This is a genomic window from Sphingomonas hylomeconis (assembly GCF_025370105.1).
GTDB classification, from domain to species: Bacteria; Pseudomonadota; Alphaproteobacteria; order Sphingomonadales; family Sphingomonadaceae; genus Sphingomonas; species Sphingomonas hylomeconis.
This window is the reverse complement of the sequence record NZ_JANQBK010000004.1, coordinates 142020-160129: the sequence shown is the minus strand read 5'-3', so window position 1 is coordinate 160129 and position 18110 is coordinate 142020. Positions and strand designations below refer to the sequence as shown.

Annotated in this window: 19 protein-coding genes and 1 riboswitch; of the genes, 13 read left to right on the top strand and 6 right to left on the bottom strand. The window is 66.9% G+C overall.

Translation table 11 applies throughout. The features are described 5' to 3' along the window. Positions 1-74: 74 nt before the first annotated feature. Together NV401_RS07295 and crtY are read right to left on the bottom strand one after the other, a co-directional pair. Positions 75-1559 carry a phytoene desaturase gene (locus NV401_RS07295; protein ID WP_261293742.1) on the bottom strand — a complete coding sequence of 495 codons (1485 nt, stop codon included), beginning with the start codon at positions 1557-1559 and terminating at the stop codon, positions 75-77. Then, the gene (crtY, locus tag NV401_RS07290) at positions 1556-2728 is read right to left on the bottom strand and encodes a lycopene beta-cyclase CrtY (RefSeq protein WP_261293741.1); all 1173 of its coding nucleotides are present in this window, start codon (positions 2726-2728) and stop codon (positions 1556-1558) included. The genes NV401_RS07295 and crtY overlap by 4 nt, the downstream gene beginning before the upstream one ends. A 124-nt stretch (positions 2729-2852) precedes the next feature. Between crtY and NV401_RS07285 the strand changes: the two genes are divergently transcribed. From NV401_RS07285 to NV401_RS07245, 9 genes are all read left to right on the top strand, one after another. Beyond that, positions 2853-3644, top strand: coding sequence for a sterol desaturase family protein (locus NV401_RS07285; RefSeq protein ID WP_261293740.1), 792 nt, complete (start codon positions 2853-2855; stop codon positions 3642-3644). After that, positions 3574-4005: a DUF2141 domain-containing protein gene (locus tag NV401_RS07280; RefSeq protein WP_261293739.1), complete on the top strand. Its 432-nt coding sequence runs from the start codon at positions 3574-3576 to the stop codon at positions 4003-4005. The genes NV401_RS07285 and NV401_RS07280 overlap by 71 nt, the downstream gene beginning before the upstream one ends. 79 nt (positions 4006-4084) lie before the next feature. Further along, positions 4085-4939: a MipA/OmpV family protein gene (locus NV401_RS07275; protein WP_261293738.1), complete on the top strand. Its 855-nt coding sequence runs from the start codon at positions 4085-4087 to the stop codon at positions 4937-4939. A gap of 214 nt (positions 4940-5153) precedes the next feature. Then, positions 5154-6146, top strand: coding sequence for a ferritin-like domain-containing protein (locus NV401_RS07270; RefSeq protein WP_261293737.1), 993 nt, complete (start codon positions 5154-5156; stop codon positions 6144-6146). 54 nt (positions 6147-6200) lie between these two features. Further along, the gene (locus NV401_RS07265) at positions 6201-7280 is read left to right on the top strand and encodes a ferritin-like domain-containing protein (RefSeq protein WP_261293736.1); all 1080 of its coding nucleotides are present in this window, start codon (positions 6201-6203) and stop codon (positions 7278-7280) included. 87 nt (positions 7281-7367) lie between these two features. Continuing rightward, positions 7368-7477, top strand: a riboswitch (TPP riboswitch). A gap of 42 nt (positions 7478-7519) precedes the next feature. Next, positions 7520-9433, top strand: coding sequence for a phosphomethylpyrimidine synthase ThiC (thiC, locus tag NV401_RS07260; RefSeq protein ID WP_261293735.1), 1914 nt, complete (start codon positions 7520-7522; stop codon positions 9431-9433). Then, on the top strand, positions 9433-9906 hold the full coding sequence (locus tag NV401_RS07255) for a DUF1579 domain-containing protein (protein ID WP_261293734.1): 474 nt from the start codon (positions 9433-9435) through the stop codon (positions 9904-9906). Before thiC ends, NV401_RS07255 begins: the two co-directional genes overlap by 1 nt. Positions 9907-10088: 182 nt before the next feature. Further along, complete coding sequence (locus NV401_RS07250) at positions 10089-10616, top strand: hypothetical protein (protein WP_261293733.1); 528 nt, start codon at positions 10089-10091, stop codon at positions 10614-10616. A 240-nt stretch (positions 10617-10856) separates the two neighbouring features. Beyond that, positions 10857-11210 carry a hypothetical protein gene (locus tag NV401_RS07245; RefSeq protein WP_261293732.1) on the top strand — a complete coding sequence of 118 codons (354 nt, stop codon included), beginning with the start codon at positions 10857-10859 and terminating at the stop codon, positions 11208-11210. Between the two features lie 106 nt (positions 11211-11316). Here NV401_RS07245 and NV401_RS07240 read toward each other — a convergent pair whose 3' ends face one another. Beyond that, positions 11317-11760 carry a TlpA family protein disulfide reductase gene (locus NV401_RS07240; RefSeq protein ID WP_315369069.1) on the bottom strand — a complete coding sequence of 148 codons (444 nt, stop codon included), beginning with the start codon at positions 11758-11760 and terminating at the stop codon, positions 11317-11319. Positions 11761-11938: 178 nt separating this feature from the next. Here NV401_RS07240 and argH point away from each other — a divergent pair, with 178 nt between their 5' ends. Genes argH through NV401_RS07220 form a run of 4 tightly spaced genes read left to right on the top strand, consistent with a single transcriptional unit; the run spans position 11939 to position 15582 of the window. Then, positions 11939-13309 (top strand): argininosuccinate lyase, encoded by a 1371-nt coding sequence (gene argH, locus NV401_RS07235; protein WP_261294056.1) that lies wholly within the window; start codon positions 11939-11941, stop codon positions 13307-13309. After that, positions 13306-13536, top strand: a complete 231-nt coding sequence (locus NV401_RS07230) for a hypothetical protein (RefSeq protein ID WP_261293730.1) — start codon at positions 13306-13308, stop codon at positions 13534-13536. Before argH ends, NV401_RS07230 begins: the two co-directional genes overlap by 4 nt. A gap of 10 nt (positions 13537-13546) precedes the next feature. Next, positions 13547-14809, top strand: a complete 1263-nt coding sequence (gene lysA, locus NV401_RS07225) for a diaminopimelate decarboxylase (RefSeq protein WP_261293729.1) — start codon at positions 13547-13549, stop codon at positions 14807-14809. Next, on the top strand, positions 14806-15582 hold the full coding sequence (locus tag NV401_RS07220) for an NAD(P)-dependent oxidoreductase (protein ID WP_261293728.1): 777 nt from the start codon (positions 14806-14808) through the stop codon (positions 15580-15582). Before lysA ends, NV401_RS07220 begins: the two co-directional genes overlap by 4 nt. Before the next feature lie 12 nt (positions 15583-15594). On the opposite strand, the gene NV401_RS07215 is transcribed toward NV401_RS07220, so the two are convergent. From NV401_RS07215 to fliD, 3 genes are all read right to left on the bottom strand, one after another. After that, entirely contained in the window at positions 15595-16170 is a 576-nt protein-coding gene (locus NV401_RS07215) for a response regulator transcription factor (RefSeq protein WP_261293727.1), read from the bottom strand. A 69-nt stretch (positions 16171-16239) separates the two neighbouring features. After that, positions 16240-16638, bottom strand: coding sequence for a flagellar export chaperone FliS (locus NV401_RS07210; protein WP_261293726.1), 399 nt, complete (start codon positions 16636-16638; stop codon positions 16240-16242). Next, the gene (fliD, locus tag NV401_RS07205) at positions 16638-18110 is read right to left on the bottom strand and encodes a flagellar filament capping protein FliD (RefSeq protein ID WP_261293725.1); all 1473 of its coding nucleotides are present in this window, start codon (positions 18108-18110) and stop codon (positions 16638-16640) included. Before fliD ends, NV401_RS07210 begins: the two co-directional genes overlap by 1 nt.

Below are 18110 nucleotides of genomic sequence, written 5' to 3'. Positions count from 1 at the left end.
GGAGGTCCCCCTCCACCACGCGCTGAAGAAGCGCGCGGTCCCCCTCCCCGTTCCGGGGAGGATTGCAGTGGTCATCACGCCTGCGCCTCCAGCATCAGCGCGGCAGTCGCCTTGGCACTGCCGACCACGCCCGGAATACCCGCGCCTGGATGCGTGCCGGCGCCGACGAAATACAGATTGGGAATATGATCGTCGCGATTGTGCACGCGGAACCACGCGCTCTGCGTCAGGATCGGTTCGAGCGAAAAGGCGCTGCCGAGATGGGCGTTCAGATCCTGCGCGAAATCCTTCGGCGTATAGGAGAATTTCACCGTGATCCGTTCGTGGATGTCGGGGATCAGGCGGCGCCCGATCTCGTCCAGGATGCGCGTTTCCAGGACGGGCGCGATCTCGTCCCAGTCGACCGGGAACTTGCCCATGTGCGGCACCGGCGCCAGCGCATAGAAGCTCGAATGGCCCTCGGGCGCGAGGCTCGGATCGGTCACCGTCGGGTGGTGCAGATAGAGCGAGAAATCCTCCGGCAGCACCCCAGTATCGTACAGATCGGCGAGCAGCCCCTTGTAGCGCGGGCCGAACAGGATCGTGTGGTGCGGGATGCCGGGCCAGGTGCCCTTGATCCCGAAATGCACCACGAACAGCGACGGCGAGTACCGCTTGCGCTCGAGCTTGGCCTTGGTGCGCTGGCCCGAGCGGTTGGTCTTGAGCAGGTCCTTGTAGACGTGCATCACATCGCCATTGCACGCCACCATGTCGGCCTGACCGACCCAGCCGCTCGCGGTGGTGACGCCGGTCGCCTTGTCGCCGAGCGTCTCGATGCTGACCACGGGATCGTTCAGCATCAGTTTGCCGCCCAGCCGCTCGAAATGCGTCACCATGCCGGCGATCAATTGGTTGGTGCCGCCCATTGCGAACCACACGCCGCCATCACGTTCCAGCTTGTGGATCAGCGCATAGATCGCGCTGGTCGTCATCGGATTGCCGCCGACCAGAAGCGTGTGGAACGACAGCGCCTGCCGCAGATGCTCGTCCTTCACATAGGACGAGACGATCGAATAGACCGAGCGCCAGGCCTGGTATTTGGCCAGCGCCGGTGCCGCCTTGATCATCGAGGCGAAATCGAGAAACGCGACCTGGCCGAGCTTTTCATAGCCCTCCTTGAACACGCCGGCCGAATAATCGAGGAACTTGGCATAACCGGCGACGTCGTCGGGGTTGAGCTGCGCGATCTGGGCGTTGAGCGACGCATCGTCGTTGGTATAATCGAACGTCACGCCATCCGGCCAGTTGAGCCGGTAGAAGGGCTGGACCGGCGCGAGCGTCACGTCGTCGGCCATGTCGCGGCCGGTCAGCGCCCACAATTCCTGCAGGCAGGCGGGGTCGGTGATCACCGTCGGGCCGGCATCGAACGTATAGCCGTCCTTCTCCCACACGTACGCCCGGCCACCGGCCTTGTCGCGCGCCTCGACGATCGTCGTCTCGACGCCGGCCGACTGCAGGCGGATGCCGAGCGCCAGGCCGCCGAAACCGGCGCCGACCACGATTGCACTGCGCGGTGTCATGACGTTGCTCCATGGGTTCCGGTGATCGCGCGGATCGCGCGGCCGATCGGTACCGGCGGCTTGCCGGTCAATATGCGTGCCTTGTCGGTCATGGTCGAGCGTCCTGCATAGAACCGCCCTATAAGCCGCGGATCGAGCCGGTAGAAGCGTTCGAGTACGCGGTAACGTTCCGCCGGGTCTGCCGCCCGGAACAACATCTTGTCGAGCATGCGGTAAAAGCCGCGGCGGCGCCACTGATCGCGGGCGAAGCCATGCGTCAGATCGTGCAGCGCGGCGCCGGTGAGATCGCTCGCACCGGCGATCAGGCTCGCGGTGCGCACCGCATCGGGCAGCGAATAGCCGGTCGTCGGGTGGAATAGTCCGGCGCGCATCCCGGTCTTGGCCAGGCCCCGCCCGCTGCTCGCCCAATAGGCTTCGAAATCGCCGCCCATCGTCACCGGCAGCACGCCCGCTTCCTCGCGCGCCGCCTGCTCGACCTGCCAGCCGCGGCCTGCGACATAATCGTGCAGCCGATCCGCCAGCACGCCGCGATCCAGATCGGGCGTGTCGCTGTAATAGGTGTCCTCGACGAACATCCGGGTTGCCGCGAACGGCAGGCAATAGACGAAGCGATAGCCGTCCAGCTGGGGCACGGTCGCATCCATCACCATCGGGCGTGGATCGTCATGCGGTTCGGCGAGGCGGAATTCGCGGCCGAGGAATTTCTGCCAGCCGCAGTCGAGCAGCGACAGGTCGCCGGGGCCGCGCGCATCGATCACCGCCTTGGCGGCGATGCGGTCGCCATCCGCGAAGGTCACTTCGGTCGGGGCGATGTCGGCCACCGCGCGGCCGAGCAGCAGCGCCTGCGCCGGGAAGCTGGCCCGCATCACGGTATCAAGCCGCTCGGACTCAATCGAATAATAGGCCGCATCGATCTGCCGGCGATGCGCGGGGAAGGCGATGTCGTAGGTGCGCCAGCCATAGCTGATCAGCGGCGCGATGATCCAGCGGTCCGCTTCGTCGACATCGCTGCCGAAAAACGACCAGACGTGATTGCCGCCGATCGTTCTCGCCGCATCGATGAGCCGCACGTCGAGCGCCGGATGCCGGCGCTTTAGCGCCAGTGCCAGCAGCCCCCCGGCCAGCCCGGCGCCGACGATCGCGACATCGCAATGTAAGGTGCTCGCCATCGCACTAGCGGGTAGCCGATCTTGGCAGCGGTGCAAGTGGACGATTTGTCCGCCCGTTCGCGCGACCGGCAGGCATCGCCGATCGGCGCTAGGTCTCCGCTCTCCGCGGCGCTATATCGCCCCGATGTCCATCGCGCTCGCCATCCTGCTCTCCGCCGCCGCGATGACCGCGATCGTCGGTGTCCGCTATCTCATCGTCAGCGGGGCATTCGCCGCGGCGACCCGCGCGCGCCATCCCGGCCTCTATGCGGGGCTCGATCGCCAGATGCGCCGCGAGGTCGGCTGGAGCCTGGCCTCGGCGGCGATCTACGGCATTCCCGCGGGCGTGCTCGCCTGGGGGTGGCAGAATCGCGGCTGGACCGAAGTCTATGCCGACGTCCATGCCTATCCGCTCTGGTATCTGCCGGTCTCGGTGCTGCTCTATCTCTTCGCGCACGACACCTGGTTCTACTGGACGCATCGCTGGATGCACCGCCCGGGGCCGTTCAAGCTCGCGCATGCCGTGCACCATGCCAGTCGGCCGCCCACCGCCTGGGCGGCGATGGCCTTCCACCCGATCGAGGCGCTGACCGGCGCTGTGATAATTCCGCTACTGGTGATCGTAATTCCGATCCATGTCGGCGCGCTGGGGGTGGTGCTCACGGTGATGACGGTTATGGGGGTCACCAATCACATGGGCTGGGAGATCTTTCCGGCACCGATGTGGAAGGGGCGCCTTGGAGGGTGGCTCATTACCGCCAGCCACCACCAGCGACATCATGAGCGATATGGGTGCAATTATGGCCTTTACTTCCGGTTCTGGGACCGCCTCTGCGGCACCGATCGCGGCATCGGGGAATTCCGCCATGCGCGTGCGCGCGATCGCCGCGGCGCTGGGGCTGCTCGCCTTCCTGCCGGGAGCGATGCCGGTCGCTGACCTGCATATCGACATCGCCAAACTGCGCTCGGCCAAGGGCATGGTGCGCATCTGCCTGACCGCCGACCCGAAGAATTTCCCCGCCTGTGTCGACGACGCGCGCGCCACCACCCGCTCGGTGCCCGCCAGCGACACCGCGATCACCTTCGGCGCGCTGCCGCAGGGCGATTATGCCATGGCGGTGATCCATGATGAGAATGGCAACAACAAGCTCGACACGCTCGCCGGCATCCCGCGCGAAGGGTTCGGCTTTTCGCGCAATCCGGCGATCCTGTTCGGCCCGCCGCGCTTCGCCGCGGCCCGCTTCACGCTCAGAAGTGATGCCGAAAGGCAACAGATCCGCATGAAGTATATGTTCTGACGGCACCGTCCCGGAGCCAAACACACAAGCGGGCGTTCCGCGGGTGAAACCATCTTCCAATTTACCCGGAGTACACCCCTTGCGTCTCACCCTTCGCTGCCTGGCGCTGACCGCTGCCGCTCTCATCGCACTGCCCGCCGCCGCGCAGGACACGACGCCGCAGCCCGAGATCGCCACCGGGGGTGACAGCCTGACGGTCGCGGTCGGCGTTGCCACGCTGCCGACCTTCGAAGGCTCGGGCAAGAACCGGGTCATTCCCGCCGCGCTGATCCGCGGTTCGGTTTCGGGCATCAACTTCTCGACCCGCGGCGCGCAACTGTTCGTCGATCTGGTGCCCAACGATGCCGGCCCGGGCTATGATTTCCAGCTCGGCCCGGTGGTCGGCGCCAATTTCGACCGCACCCGCCGCAAGACGATCGACAATGTTCGTGTCGCGGCGCTCGGCGAGCGCGACACCGCGATCGAGGTCGGCGGTTATGCCGGCCTGTCGCGCACCGGCGTGATCACCTCGGATTACGATACGCTCGGCGCCAGCGTGTCCTACGTGCAGGACGTCAACAAGGCGCATAAGAGCTACGTGATCACCCCGCAGATCGATTACGGCACGCCGCTCAGCCGCAAGGCCTATGTCGGCCTGTCGGCCAATGCCGCCTATGTCGGTGGCGAATATGCCGATACCTATTTCAGCGTCACCCCCGCCGGCTCACTGCTCAGCACGCTGCCGACCTACAATGCCGGCAAGGGCTGGAAGAACTATTCGGTCACCGCGATCGGCACCTATGCGCTGACCGGCGATCTGCTGCACGGCCTGTCGCTGGTCGCCGGCGCCTCCTATTCGCGGCTGCTGGGCGATTTCGCGGACAGCCCGATCGTCAGCATCGCGGGGGATCGCAATCAGTTCCTCGGCGCGGTCGGCCTCGCTTATACGTTCTGATCGCGCTGGCTGATCGTGCCGAAGGGTCGTTCAGCCGAGGTAAAGGGTTGCATCCTAATTCCAATCCCATGCGTATCTGGTTGACGCATCCCGTCCGATCTTGGCAACAGCGCCACAGAACGGACGGTTTGTGCTGATCGAGTTGCCCTGGATCGGCGGATCGGGGCGGGTCGCCGCTGCACGAGTCCGCCGGCGTAAAAGGGAGACGAACGGCATGACCGATACGAACCAGCAACTGATCGAGACATTCGAATCGCGCGCGGAGCGGCGCAACGAACGCCGTGACTTCTTCAAGGCCGCCTTTGGCGCCGCAGCCGTTGCCGGCGCGGGTGCCGCGGCAATTTCGCTGGGCAGCGGCGTAGCGACGGCACAGACCTTCACCGACGCCGACATTCTCAATTTTGCGCTCAACCTCGAATATCTCGAGGCGCAATTCTATCTCTTTGCCGTGAACGGCACGGGCCTGCCCGCAACCCTGACCGCAAGCGGCTCGGGCACGGCGGGCGGCACGCTGACCGGCGGCGCCAAGGTCGATTTCAGCGGTGATCCGCTGGTCGCGGCCTATGCCAAGGAAATCGCGGCCGACGAACTGGCGCACGTCACGTTCCTGCGTCAGCAGCTCGGCACGTCCGCCGTGGCCATGCCGAACATCAACATCAGCGGTGCCGCCGATGGCCCGTTCAATGCAGCGGCCACCGCCGCCGGCCTGACCGCGGGCGGCGCATTCAACCCCTATGCCTCGCCGGAGAATTTCCTGCTCGGCGCGTTCCTGTTCGAAGATGTCGGCGTCACTGCCTATAAGGGCGCGGCACCACTGCTCAGCTCGACGCTGTATCTCGAGGCCGCTGCCGGCATCCTCGCGGTCGAGGCGTATCACGCATCGATCGTGCGCACCTCGCTCTATGCCAAGGGCATCGCCACGCCGTCCAAGCGGCTGATCGAGGCGACCGAGGCGATCTCCAACGCGCGCGATTCGCTGGATGGTTCGGCATCGCTCAACCAGACGACCGGCACCGGACCGGACGACGATCAGGGCATCGCCAATCGCGGCAGCGCCTCGAACATCGTGCCGCTCAACGAAAACGGCCTGGCCTACAGCCGGACGACGGGCCAGGTGCTCAACATCGTCTATCTCAAGTCGGGCACGGCCACGGCCGGCGGTTTCTTCCCCAACGGTGTCAACGGCACGATCAAGACCAGCGGCTAAGCCCGGGCGACTGATCCACTCCGTTTACGACATCTTATTTCAGGGAATTTCGACATGATCGACCAAGACAACGTGCAAGAGATCCTCGCCGCCGTGGCCAAGCGGCGCGACGCGCGCCGCAACTTCCTCAAGGTTGCCGGCAGCGGCACCGCCGCCGTCGGCGGGCTGGCCTTGCTGTCCGCCTGCGGTGGCGGCAACGACAATGGGAGCGGTTCGGCGACCCCGACCCCGACCCCGACCGCGACGGCCACCTCGACCCCCACGCCGACCGCCAACCTCGATTTCGACATCCTCAATTTCGCGCTCAACCTCGAATATCTCGAGGCGCAGTTCTACAGCTACGCCGTCAACGGCGCCGGTCTGTCGACCAGCCTGACCCAGGGCGGCAGCGGTGCTGCACCGGGCACCGTCACCGGTGGTGCGCAGGTCGATTTCTCGGGCGATGCGCTGGTCGGCGCCTATGCCCGCGAAATCGCGCAGGATGAGGCGGATCACGTGCGCTTCCTGCGTCTGGCGATCGGCAGCAGCGCCGTCGCCATGCCCAACATCAATATCTCGGGTGATGCGAACGGCGCGTTCACCGCGGCGGCGCGCGCCGCCGGCGTGGTCGGCGCGGGCGACATGTTCAATCCCTATGCCTCGCCCGAGGCGTTCCTGCTCGGCGCCTATATCTTCGAGGATGTCGGCGTCTCGGCATACAAGGGCGCGGCGCCGTTGATCACCAGCAAGGCGTATCTCGAGGCCGCCGCCGGCATTCTCGCCGCCGAGGCCTATCATGCCGGCCTGGTCCGCACCGTGCTCTATGCCAAGGGCATCGCGACCCCGTCCAGCGACCTGATCGCCAATGCCAACAAGATCTCGGATGCGCGCGACAGCCTCGATGGCACCACCGGTGCCACTGCCGAGCGCGATCAGGGTATCACGCTCAACGGCACCACGGCGAACAACGGCGATGCCAATATCGTGCCCGCCGATGCCAATGCGATCGCCTATAGCCGCTCGCCGTCGCAGGTGCTCAACATCGTCTATCTCAACACCGCTGCCAAGACGGCCGGCGCGTCGATGGGCGGCTTCTTCCCCAACGGGCTGAACGCCAATCTTGCCGCGTTCAAGACGAGCACCGCCAACCCCTGATCGCGCGCCGCGCGACAGCAGAAGAGGGCCGGGCGGCGACGCCCGGCCCTTTTTCGTTTGGCGTCGCGCCGACAACGGCATATGCCGGCCGCTTCCCCGGGGGGCTGCCGATCCGCAGCTGAGAGGAAGGCTGGAGCCTTCGACCCGCTGAACCTGATCCGGTTAGAACCGGCGGAGGAAGGGATGCGGTGTCCACGCCCGGAAACCGCGCCCGCTCCGTATCCTTGGAGCGCATACGCATGGCCGACATCCCCGCCCGCACCGAAATCGGCGTCACGACAGGCGCGATCCGCGGTAGCCGCAAGATCCACGTGCCGCACGCCAATATCCCCGGCGCCGGCGTGGCGATGCGCGAGATCATGCTCGATCCGACCTGCCTCGAGCCGCCCCTGCGCGTCTACGACACGTCCGGCCCGTACACCGATCCGAACGCGCTGATCGACATCAACGCCGGCCTGCACGAACTGCGTCGTGACTGGATCCTCGCGCGCGGCGATGTCGAGGAATATGACGCCCGCGAGATCCGCCCCGAGGATAACGGCCAGCTCGGCCCCGATCGCTCGGGCGGCGTGCCGCAATATCCTGCCGCCGCCCGGCGCCCGCTGCGCGCGAAGGCCGGCCAGAACGTCAGCCAGATGCACTATGCCCGCCGCGGCATCATCACGCCCGAGATGGAATATGTCGCGATCCGCGAGAATCTCGGCCGCGCGCAGGCACGGGAAGCGCTGATCCGCGACGGCGAGAGCTTCGGCGCCAACATCCCCGATTACGTCACGCCCGAATTCGTCCGCGACGAGATCGCGCGCGGCCGCGCGATCATCCCCAACAACGTCAACCATGCCGAATCCGAGCCGATGGCGATCGGCCGCAACTTCCTGGTCAAGATCAACGCCAATATCGGCAATTCCGCCGTCGCCTCGAACGTCGCGGCCGAAGTCGACAAGATGGTCTGGTCGATCCGCTGGGGCGCCGACACGGTGATGGACCTCAGCACCGGCCGCAACATCCACGACACGCGCGAATGGATCATCCGCAACTCGCCCGTGCCGATCGGCACCGTGCCGATCTATCAGGCGCTGGAAAAGGTCGGCGGCGTCGCCGAGGACCTGACCTGGGAGATCTTCCGCGACACGCTGATCGAGCAGGCCGAGCAGGGCGTCGACTATTTCACGATCCACGCCGGCGTGCGCCTCGGCTATATCCCGATGGCGGCCAAGCGCGTGACCGGCATCGTCAGCCGCGGTGGCAGCATCATGGCGAAATGGTGCCTTGCGCACCACAAGGAGAGCTTCCTCTACGAGCGCTTCGACGAGATCACCGAGATCATGAAGGCGTACGACATCGCCTACAGCCTGGGCGACGGCCTGCGCCCCGGCTCGATCGCCGACGCCAATGACGAAGCGCAGTTCAGCGAGCTCTACACCTTGGGCGAACTCACCCACCGCGCGTGGAAGAGCGATGTCCAGGTGATGATCGAAGGCCCCGGCCATGTGCCGATGCACAAGATCAAGGAGAATATGGACAAGCAGCTCGAGGTCTGCGGCGAGGCGCCGTTCTACACGCTTGGGCCACTCACCACCGATATCGCGCCCGGCTACGATCATATCACCAGCGGCATCGGCGCGGCGATGATCGGCTGGTACGGCACGGCGATGCTCTGCTACGTCACGCCCAAGGAGCATCTGGGGCTTCCCGACCGCGACGACGTCAAGGTCGGCGTGGTGACCTACAAGCTCGCCGCGCATGCCGCCGATCTGGCGAAGGGCCACCCCGCCGCGCAGATGCGCGACGATGCGCTGTCGAAGGCGCGCTTCGAATTCCGCTGGCGCGATCAGTTCAACCTGTCGTTGGATCCCGATACGGCGGAGGAATATCACGATCAGACGCTCCCGGCGGAAGGCGCCAAGACCGCGCATTTCTGCTCGATGTGCGGCCCGAAATTCTGCTCGATGCAGATCTCGCAGGAAGTGCGCGAGTTCGCCAACAAGCAGAACCAGGGCGTGGAAGGCTTCCTCGCGACCGGCCCGACCGGCGCGGAGACGGCGGCCGCCAGCAAGGCCGCGGCGATCGCCGGAATGAAGGAGATGAGCCGAGTGTTCAAGGAAACCGGGAGCCAGCTGTACATGGGCTCCGACGGCCGCGAGCACGATTGATGCCCGCTGACGTGAGCGCCGATTTCGATTTTCAGATCGGCCGGTGGCGCGTCGCACATCGGCAGCTGAAGGCCCGGCTAGCCAATTGCCAGGATTGGGAGGCGTTTGACGGCACCAGCGAGATGCGTCCGGTGCTCGGTGGCAATGGCAATATCGAGGACAATGTCCTGCATGTCGCGGCGGGCGCGTATCGCGCATTGGCGATCCGCTCGTTCGATCCCGCGCTAGGCCGCTGGGCGATTTGGTGGCTCGACTCGCGCGCGCCGCACGCCCTTGACGTGCCGGTGGTCGGCCACTTCGAGAACGGCGTCGGCACGTTCCTCGCGGACGACGTGCTGGACGGCGTACCGGTCAAGCTCCGCTTCTTGTGGCTGCACACCGACACCGAGACCCCGCGGTGGGAACAAGCCTTATCCGCCGATGGTGGGCAAAGCTGGGAAACCAACTGGACCATGGACTTTACGCGCGCCTGATTTCGTCGAACCGCGGGGGCGGACGGCGAGATTACCCGCCCAAGCCGCCGACGTGCCCGCCGGCTCCTGAAAATTCTGATAGCCGCACGGCGGCTTTTTAAGCCGGATCGGCCATATTCTGCTTGGTCGTCTCGCCCGCGCGCGATACACTGCAAGCGGGAACTGCATCGGGCCGGGGGGCGATGGACGATCTGGGCGAACGGGCTGGATGGACGCGCACGGTCCGCGCGGCGTTGTGCGTCCTGCTCGCGGCAGCCGCGGCCCCGATCGCCTCGGTCAGCGCGATGCGTGACCGCGCGGTCCGCGTACCGGCCCCGCCCGCCGCGATCGATTTCGCCAGCATCACCACCCGGATGGCCGCGAGCAAGCTCGTCCGCAAACGCCTGCTGGCCAAGATCTACATCGTGCCGCTCGAACTGGGCGGATCGAAATCGCCGGCCAATAGCGGCTATGTCACGCCCGAGGCCGCGGCATCGCATGCGTTGCTCGCTGCGTCCGTGGCGGCTTATGTCCAACGCGATCGGCTCGATCATCTCCGGATCGACCCCGAATATCGCGGCCTCAGCATCATTCCCAGCCGGCTCCGGATTCTGATCGAACACCGTGGTACGAAGGAACGCTACCGGCGGGTGATCGATGTGTGGGGATGCGCGCCGTGCCTGCCTTTCGTACCGCTGCCCGATCCCGATGCGCGGACGCACACCGCCTGATTGCGTTGGGGGCGGGGGCGGGGCGTAATTGGCGATGGACACCTGGATCGCGACAGTCGGCGCCGCACAGTTGCCGAACCGATCCCTGCCACTCCCCGCTTACGGTGCGGGCTCCCGGTGTGAATAGCCGAGTCGTATGTGTTCAATTGCAAAGTAATTCCCGTTGACTCCCTGCAAATGTCATCGTTAACTACTTAGGCTATGGCATGTCGTTGCAATAGCGATTGGGGGGGGACAGTTATGGGTGCCGCGAAAACGCTTAATATCGTCAACTATTTCGATGCGGCGGTCGACGTCGCCGTGACCAACAACAACTTCAACTGCTGCGATTCGCCGCAGCCGGGTCAGTCGATCGGCAACATCGCGCCCAATCGCAAGGCCAGCTTCACCTACCAGCGGACCGACGGCCATGGCTGCAACGGCCGCCAGGGGCAGTTCCAGCTGTCGTTCGAATCCAATTATACCGCCAATCTCGACTTCGATGGCGACGCCAATCTCGAGCTGAGCGACGTGCCGACCAACTTCGGCGCCTATCTCAGCCAGAATAGCGACGGCAATTACAGCCTGGTCGTCGGGGATCTCGTCGGCGGCTGAGCCCGCCGGCAGACCAGCGGCGGCTGCGAACCATCCCTGGCCTGCCATGGCCAGGGATGGAGCATCTGTCCGCGCTTGGCAGGGCTTTGCGTCGCCGGCCGCGCGCTTAGCGCGCCTCGGCGAGCAGCTCGGTGGCGGTCGCGCTGGTCCAGTCCATGCCGCCGGTCATGCGCCATACTTCCTTGCCGGCCGAATCGTAGAGGATGCTGGTCGGCAGGCTCGCCTGATAGGCGACCGAGAGCGCGACGCCGGGATCGAGATAGCGCTTGATGTTCTTCAGCCCGGCCTTGGCGAAGAACGGATCGACCTTCGCCGCACCCTCGAGATCCTGGCTGATCGCCACCACCTGCATCCGCTCGGCAACCCGGTCGAGCGTCGGCATCTCCGCCACGCAGGGCGCGCACCACGTCGCCCAGAGATTGACCAGCACCGGCTTGCCGGCGAACGCGGCGATCGTGGTCTGGCGCCCATCCGGGCCCTGGAACGGCAGCGTCAGCGCGGCCGTTCCCTTGTGGCTGCGATCGAGCGTGCCGATCGTGTCGGTGATCACCTTCTCGCCGGCTTGCGGCGCGGTGCTCGCGGTCGCGTTGGCGGCCGGGGACGCGGCGTTCGCTTGCTCCGCCGCCGTGTCTTGCCTATCGCACCCGGCTAGGGCGCCCAACATCACCATAGTCGGCAGCAGGAGCGGTACGATCGTCGAGCGGAAAGACATGAACGCGTCCAATGCGATGTGGGGCGGGCGCTTTGCCGAAGGCCCGGCGGCAGTGATGCGCGAGATAAATGCCTCGATCCCGTTCGACAAGCGCTTGTGGCGGCAGGACATCGCCGGCTCCAAGGCGCACGCCACGATGCTGGGCGCACAGGGGATCATCGATCCGGCGGATGCGGCGGCGATTCTCGCCGGGCTCGAGCGGGTCGCGGCCGATTATGAGGCCAATGGCGTGGCCGAGGATCTCACCCTCGAAGACATCCATATGCAGAGCGAATCGAAGCTCGCCGCGCTGATCGGCCCGGTCGCCGGGCGGCTGCACACCGCGCGCTCGCGCAACGACCAGGTGGCGACCGATTTCCGGCTCTGGGTGCGCGACGCGATCGATCAGGTCGACGCCGCGCTCGTCGCCTTCCAGCAGGCGCTGCTCGCCCGTGCCGAGGAACATGCCGACAGCGTGATGCCCGGCTTCACGCATCTGCAGAGCGCGCAGCCCGTTACGCTCGGTCATCATCTGATGGCCTATTACGAGATGATCGCGCGCGATCGCTCGCGCTTCGCGGATTCCCGGGCGCGCGGTAATCTGTGCCCGCTGGGCTCCGCCGCACTGGCCGGCACGGGCTTCCCGATCGATCGCGATGCCACCGCCGCGGCGCTCGGCTTCGACGGTCCGACGCGCAACTCGCTCGACGGGGTCAGTGACCGCGATTTCGCGCTCGACTATCTCGCCGCCGCCGCGCAGACCGCGCTGCATCTCAGCCGCCTGGCCGAGGAATTCATCCTGTGGGCGTCGCAGCCGTTCGGCTTCGTGTCGCTCAGCGATCAATGGTCGACCGGCAGCTCGATCATGCCGCAGAAGCGCAATCCCGATGCAGCGGAACTGGTGCGCGGGCATTCGGGCCGGATCATCGGCTGCCTCACCGCGCTGATGATCACGATGAAGGGCCTGCCGCTCGCCTATTCCAAGGACATGCAGGACGATAAGCCGCCGGTGTTCGAGGCGCACGATCTGCTGGGGCTGAGCATCGCGGCGATGACCGGGATGGTCGGGAGCGCCACGTTCCGGACGGCGCGGATGCGCGCCGCGGCGGAGGCTGGCTATGCCACCGCCACCGATCTCGCCGACTGGCTGGTGCGCGAGGGCGGCATTCCGTTCCGCGAGGCGCATCACATCACCGGCAGCGCGGTGAAGCGCGCGGAGCAATTGGGCGTGGCGCTGGACCAGCTGCCGCTCGCCGACCTGCAGGCGATCGATGCGCGGATCGACGCGCGCGTGTACACCGTGCTGAGCGTCGATGCCTCGGTCGCCAGCCGGATGAGTTTCGGCGGCACCGCGCCGGCGCGGGTCCGCGCGGCGATCCACGCGGCACGGACGGGAGAAGCAGGATGAAATATGCGATATTGCTGGCTGCGCTGGCGCTCGGCGGCTGCGGTGCGTCGGGGCTGACCCCCGCGCCGGGCAAGGAACTGCCGGTGGCGCCGTACGGCGCCAAGGCGCGGCCGACCCCGGCGCAATTGCTTACCCCGAGCAATCAGGCGCGGCCTGACCGCAGCGACGAATTGCTCACCCAATCGCAGGACCGGCGCAGCGACGAATTCAGTCTGCCCCCGCAATGAAGGCGCGTTGATGGATCACTTTACGGCCGTCGATGGCACGCTCCACTGCGAGGGCGTGAACCTGGAAACCATCGCGCAAGAGGTCGGCACGCCGGTCTATGTCTATTCCACCGCGACGCTGCGCCGCCATGCCCGCGTGTTCCGCGAGGCGCTAAGCGGGGCCGGGCGGGTGCATCTTGCCTTCGCAATCAAGGCCAATCCCAACCTCGCCGTGCTGCGCGTGCTGGCGCAGGAAGGCTATGGCGCCGATGTCGTGTCGGGGGGCGAGATGGCGCGCGCGCTGGCGGCGGGCATTCCGGCGAGCGAGATCGTCTTCTCGGGCGTCGGCAAGACGCGCCGGGAATTGTCCGCCGCGCTCGATGCCGGCATCGGCCAGTTCAATCTCGAGCTCGAAGAAGAGGGGGAAGTGCTCGGCGCGATGGCGCATGCCCGTGGGCTGCGCGCACCGGCAACGCTGCGCGTCAATCCCGATGTCGATGCCGGCACGCACGCGAAGATCTCCACCGGGCGCAAGGAGAACAAGTTCGGCGTCGATATCGACCGCGCGGTCGAGATGTACGGCCGGCTCGCCGAGCAGGACGGGCTCAGCATGCGCGGCGTGGCGATCCATATCGGCAGCCAATTGTTCGATCTGGCGCCGCTCGAGGCGGCGTTCCTGCGCGTCGGCGCGCTGATCGCCGAATTGCGCAAGTTCGGCCATTTCATCAGCCGCGTCGATCTCGGCGGTGGTCTCGGCGTGCCGTACAAGGCCGGCGACAATCCGCCGAGCCCGGCCGACTATGGCGCGATGGTCGCGCGCGTGACCCAGGATTGGGATGTCGAATTGATGTTCGAGCCGGGGCGGTTGCTGACCGCCAATGCCGGCGCGCTGCTCACCGAAGTGGTCTGGGTCAAGCCCGGCGCGGTCAATCCGTACGTCATCGTCGATGCCGCGATGAACGATCTCGCGCGCCCGGCGATGTACGATGCGTGGCACGACTTCGAGGCGGTGCGGCCGAGCGGCGCGCGGATGACGGCGAACATCGCCGGCCCGGTGTGCGAAAGCGGCGACACGTTCGCGATGGGGCGCGAGATCGATCGCGTCTCGTCGGGCGATCTGGCCATCTTCCGCTCGGCCGGCGCGTATGGCGCGACGATGGCCAGCACGTACAACAGCCGCGCGCTGGTGCCCGAAGTGCTGGTCGATGGTGATCGCTACGCGGTGGTCGCCGATCGCATCCTGCCGGAGACGATCTTCGCCGCGGAACGCGTGCCGGAGTGGCTGCTCGAATGAGCTGGCACAGCCTGCCACTGTTCGTGCGGCTGGCAGGCCGGCCGGTGATCTTGCTCGGCGAGGGCGAGGCGGCGGATGCCAAGCGCCGCCTGCTCAAGCGTGCAGGCGCGCTGGCCTCGGGCGAAGATGCAGCCGCGGCGCTGGCGATCGTCGCGATCGAGGATGAGGCGGCGGCGGTGGCGGCGGTGGCCCGGCTGCGCGCGCGTGGTGTGCTGGTCAATGCGGTCGACCGGCCGGATCTGTGCGATTTCACGCTGCCGGCAATCGTCGATCGCGATCCGCTGCTGGTCGCGATCGGCACCGGCGGCGCATCGGCGGGGCTGGCGGCGGCGCTCCGGCAGCGGCTCGAGACCCTGCTGCCGGCCGGGCTTGGCGCGCTGGCGACGGGGCTGCTGGCGGCACGCGGCGCGATCAAGGCGCGCTATCCCGAGGGCGGTGACCGGCGGCGCGCGCTGGGCGCGGCGTTTGCGCCCGGCGGGGCGCTCGATCCGCTGGGCGAAGCGGCGTCGGTCGAGCGCTGGCTGGCGGCGGATACCGCGGTCGAGGCGGCATTGGTCACGATCAGTCTGGCCTCGGGCGATCCCGACGATCTCACCCTGCGCCAGGCGCGGTTGCTGGGGCAGGCGGACCGGATCTTCCACCGCAGCGACGTACCGGCGGCGATTCTCGATCGCGCGCGCGCGGATGCGGTGCGGGTGGCATGCGACCGGGCGCCGGGCGCGGCGGCACCGGGCCTGTCGATCGATCTCAGCCTGGGCATGCCCACAGGATAACCTCGATAGGCGCTACGCGCTCCCGAGAAGCTCCATCCGATCGTTGAGCGCCTGGATCGACGCGATCAGCCGCAGGCGATCGGCACGGGTTTCGGCGAGTTCGCTGCGCATCTCGCCCAGTTCCACGGCGCGCGTCGCGATCCGGGCGTCGAGCGTCTGGTTGGCGCGTTGCAGCGCGGTGAGGCGGCGGTGGCGGGCGAGCACGCGCTCGATCCGCGCCGCAAGCACGTCGAAATCGAACGGCTTGGCGACATGATCGTCGGCCCCGCCGGCCAGCGCCTGCACCGCCGCGGCGGGATCGCTGCGCGCGGTGAGCATGATCACCGGCAGGTCGGCAGTCGCCGGCGCGCCGCGGATTTCCTGCAGCACGCGCAGGCCGGTCATGCCGGGCAGGTCCATGTCGAGCAGCACGAGATCGAAGCCGCGTCCGGCGATCAGCCCGAGCGCATCGCTGCCAGTGTCGCTGAGCGCGGTGACATAGCCGAAATGGGCGAGGCGCCGGCCGATCACGCCGAGATTGGTGCGATTGCCGTCGACCGCGAGAATCGTCGCGCCGCAGCGCATCTCCTTTGATCCGAAAAGCTCCATGCGTGCCGCCCCCTCGACGCCGGCAGGATAGCCACCGGCCCTGACGAAATGGTTAACGGGCGTTGAGCATCATGCCGCGCGGATCGTGCGCCATGCCTGGGCGATTTCCTCGAGCTCGTCGGCGACGTTGCGGTACGGCGCGGGATCCTGCCCCATGCTTGCCTCGACGATCGTGCGCCGCGCGCCGCCATAGACGCGGGCGAGCGTGTGCGAAACATCGCCGCCGGCTTCGAAATCGAGCCCCGCCTCGAGCGCGAACAGGATCGCGGTGGCGCGCGTGATCTTCTCGCTCTTCATCGCGAACTGCCGGCGCTCGATCGCCCAGGCCGCCACACGCAGCGCGCGCACCAGTTCGTCGTACAGCAATTGCACCAGCGCGGGCCCGTCCGCTTCCGCGGTCCGCCCGGCCAGATCGATCCGGCGATAGGTCGCCTCGGGATCGCGCCCCAATGCGCTGGCATAGGCCATCAATTGCTGCTGTTGTTCCAGGCGTCGATCTGCTGCGTCAGGAACGTCAGCGTCGACTGGTACGCCGCGACGCGCGCGTCCATGGCGGCGAACTGCGCGGTCAGTCGCGTGGTCATGTTGGTCTCGGCCTTGGTCAGATCCGCCTGGTCATCGGCCAAGTCGGCCTGCGACTTCGTATAGCGCACGCTGCTCGCGCCGAGCCCGGTGGTGGTATTGATCGCCGCGTCGGAAATGGCCGACAGCGCGGCTGACAGGCCCTTGCCGGTCGCGCCCTTGCCATCGGCGAACATCGCTTCCACCGCGTCGGGATATTTCATCAACGCGCTGGTAAGTGTCGCCGCATTGACGCTCAGCGTGCCGTCGCGATTGGTCTGCAGGCCGATCTCGGCGAGCGTGGTGGGCGCGCCGGTCGCGCCGCTGGTAACCAGTGGCGTCAGCGTCAGCCCGCGCAGCGAGCGCTGCAGGGCGATGGCTGCCGAATCAGTGCGCAGCGCGCCGCTGACCGGATCAGTCTGTTCCTTGAGCATGGCGGCGAGCTGATTGTAGGTTTCGGCAAAATCATTCACCGCCTGCGACAAAGCGGTGGTCGGCGCACTCGTGCCGAGCGTCACCTTGGTGCCGAGCGACGCGCTGACCAGATCCAGCTTCACGCCCGGCACCAGATCGGTGATGCTGTTGCCCGAGCGCTTGAGCGGAGTGCCGTCGACCGCCACGAGCGAATCCTGCGCGATGCTGCCGATCGTGGTGGTGGGGGCCGCGGTGCCGTCGGTGGGGGCAGGGCCGATGTTCAGGCTGCTCAGTCCGGGCGCTGCCGCGTCCTCGGTCGCCGTCAGCGTGAAGGCCTTGGCCTCGCCGGTCGGCCCCTTGATGCTCAGCCGCGAGCCATCGGCATCGGTGAGCACGGTCGCGACGACGCCGGCGCCGGCCGCGTTGATTGCGCGGGCAATGCCGCTCAGCCCCGAATTGCCCGACGTGATCGGAATCACGACCGGTGCAATGGTGCCGGGCGCGTCGGGTGCGCCAGCGGTGAACTTGGTCATCACGCCGTCGGTCACTTCTGCCGTGCCGAACGTCAGCGTGAAGCTGCCGAGACCGACCGAGGCGATCGTGTCCTGGCGGATCGCGCTGGTCGCGACCTGCGATTGCGCCAGCTGCTTGACCTCGATCGTCGAGGAAAGGCCGGCCAGCTTCGCGCCCGACAGCGCGGTGGCGATGACGATCGCGGGGTTGGAACTGGTCGGACTGGTAGCGAGCGAGCCGCCTTTGACCAGCGACGACAGCGCGCTGGCGAATCCGGTGATCCCGCTCTTGATCGTCGCCACGCCGGAAATCTGCGTGGTGATCGCCTCGGTCTGCTTGGTCAGCCGTGCGGTCTTGCCGGCATATTGCGCATCGACCAGCGACGTCACCAATTCCTTGATGTCGACCCCGGAGCCGGCGCCGAGCGCATTCGTGATCGATGTCGTCGCCAT

Coding starts and splice junctions, on each gene's coding strand:
- thiC (WP_261293735.1), top strand. CDS start 7,520: ATGGCCGACATCCCCGCCCGCACCGAAATCGGCGTCACGACAGGCGCG.
- NV401_RS07285 (WP_261293740.1), top strand. CDS start 2,853: ATGTCCATCGCGCTCGCCATCCTGCTCTCCGCCGCCGCGATGACCGCG.
- NV401_RS07250 (WP_261293733.1), top strand. CDS start 10,089: ATGGACGATCTGGGCGAACGGGCTGGATGGACGCGCACGGTCCGCGCG.
- NV401_RS07295 (WP_261293742.1), bottom strand. CDS start 1,559: ATGACACCGCGCAGTGCAATCGTGGTCGGCGCCGGTTTCGGCGGCCTG.
- lysA (WP_261293729.1), top strand. CDS start 13,547: ATGGATCACTTTACGGCCGTCGATGGCACGCTCCACTGCGAGGGCGTG.
- NV401_RS07220 (WP_261293728.1), top strand. CDS start 14,806: ATGAGCTGGCACAGCCTGCCACTGTTCGTGCGGCTGGCAGGCCGGCCG.
- NV401_RS07265 (WP_261293736.1), top strand. CDS start 6,201: ATGATCGACCAAGACAACGTGCAAGAGATCCTCGCCGCCGTGGCCAAG.
- NV401_RS07270 (WP_261293737.1), top strand. CDS start 5,154: ATGACCGATACGAACCAGCAACTGATCGAGACATTCGAATCGCGCGCG.
- NV401_RS07280 (WP_261293739.1), top strand. CDS start 3,574: ATGCGCGTGCGCGCGATCGCCGCGGCGCTGGGGCTGCTCGCCTTCCTG.
- NV401_RS07230 (WP_261293730.1), top strand. CDS start 13,306: ATGAAATATGCGATATTGCTGGCTGCGCTGGCGCTCGGCGGCTGCGGT.
- argH (WP_261294056.1), top strand. CDS start 11,939: ATGTGGGGCGGGCGCTTTGCCGAAGGCCCGGCGGCAGTGATGCGCGAG.
- NV401_RS07210 (WP_261293726.1), bottom strand. CDS start 16,638: ATGGCCTATGCCAGCGCATTGGGGCGCGATCCCGAGGCGACCTATCGC.
- NV401_RS07245 (WP_261293732.1), top strand. CDS start 10,857: ATGGGTGCCGCGAAAACGCTTAATATCGTCAACTATTTCGATGCGGCG.
- crtY (WP_261293741.1), bottom strand. CDS start 2,728: ATGGCGAGCACCTTACATTGCGATGTCGCGATCGTCGGCGCCGGGCTG.
- NV401_RS07255 (WP_261293734.1), top strand. CDS start 9,433: ATGCCCGCTGACGTGAGCGCCGATTTCGATTTTCAGATCGGCCGGTGG.
- fliD (WP_261293725.1), bottom strand. CDS start 18,110: ATGGCGACGACATCGATCACGAATGCGCTCGGCGCCGGCTCCGGGGTC.
- NV401_RS07215 (WP_261293727.1), bottom strand. CDS start 16,170: ATGGAGCTTTTCGGATCAAAGGAGATGCGCTGCGGCGCGACGATTCTC.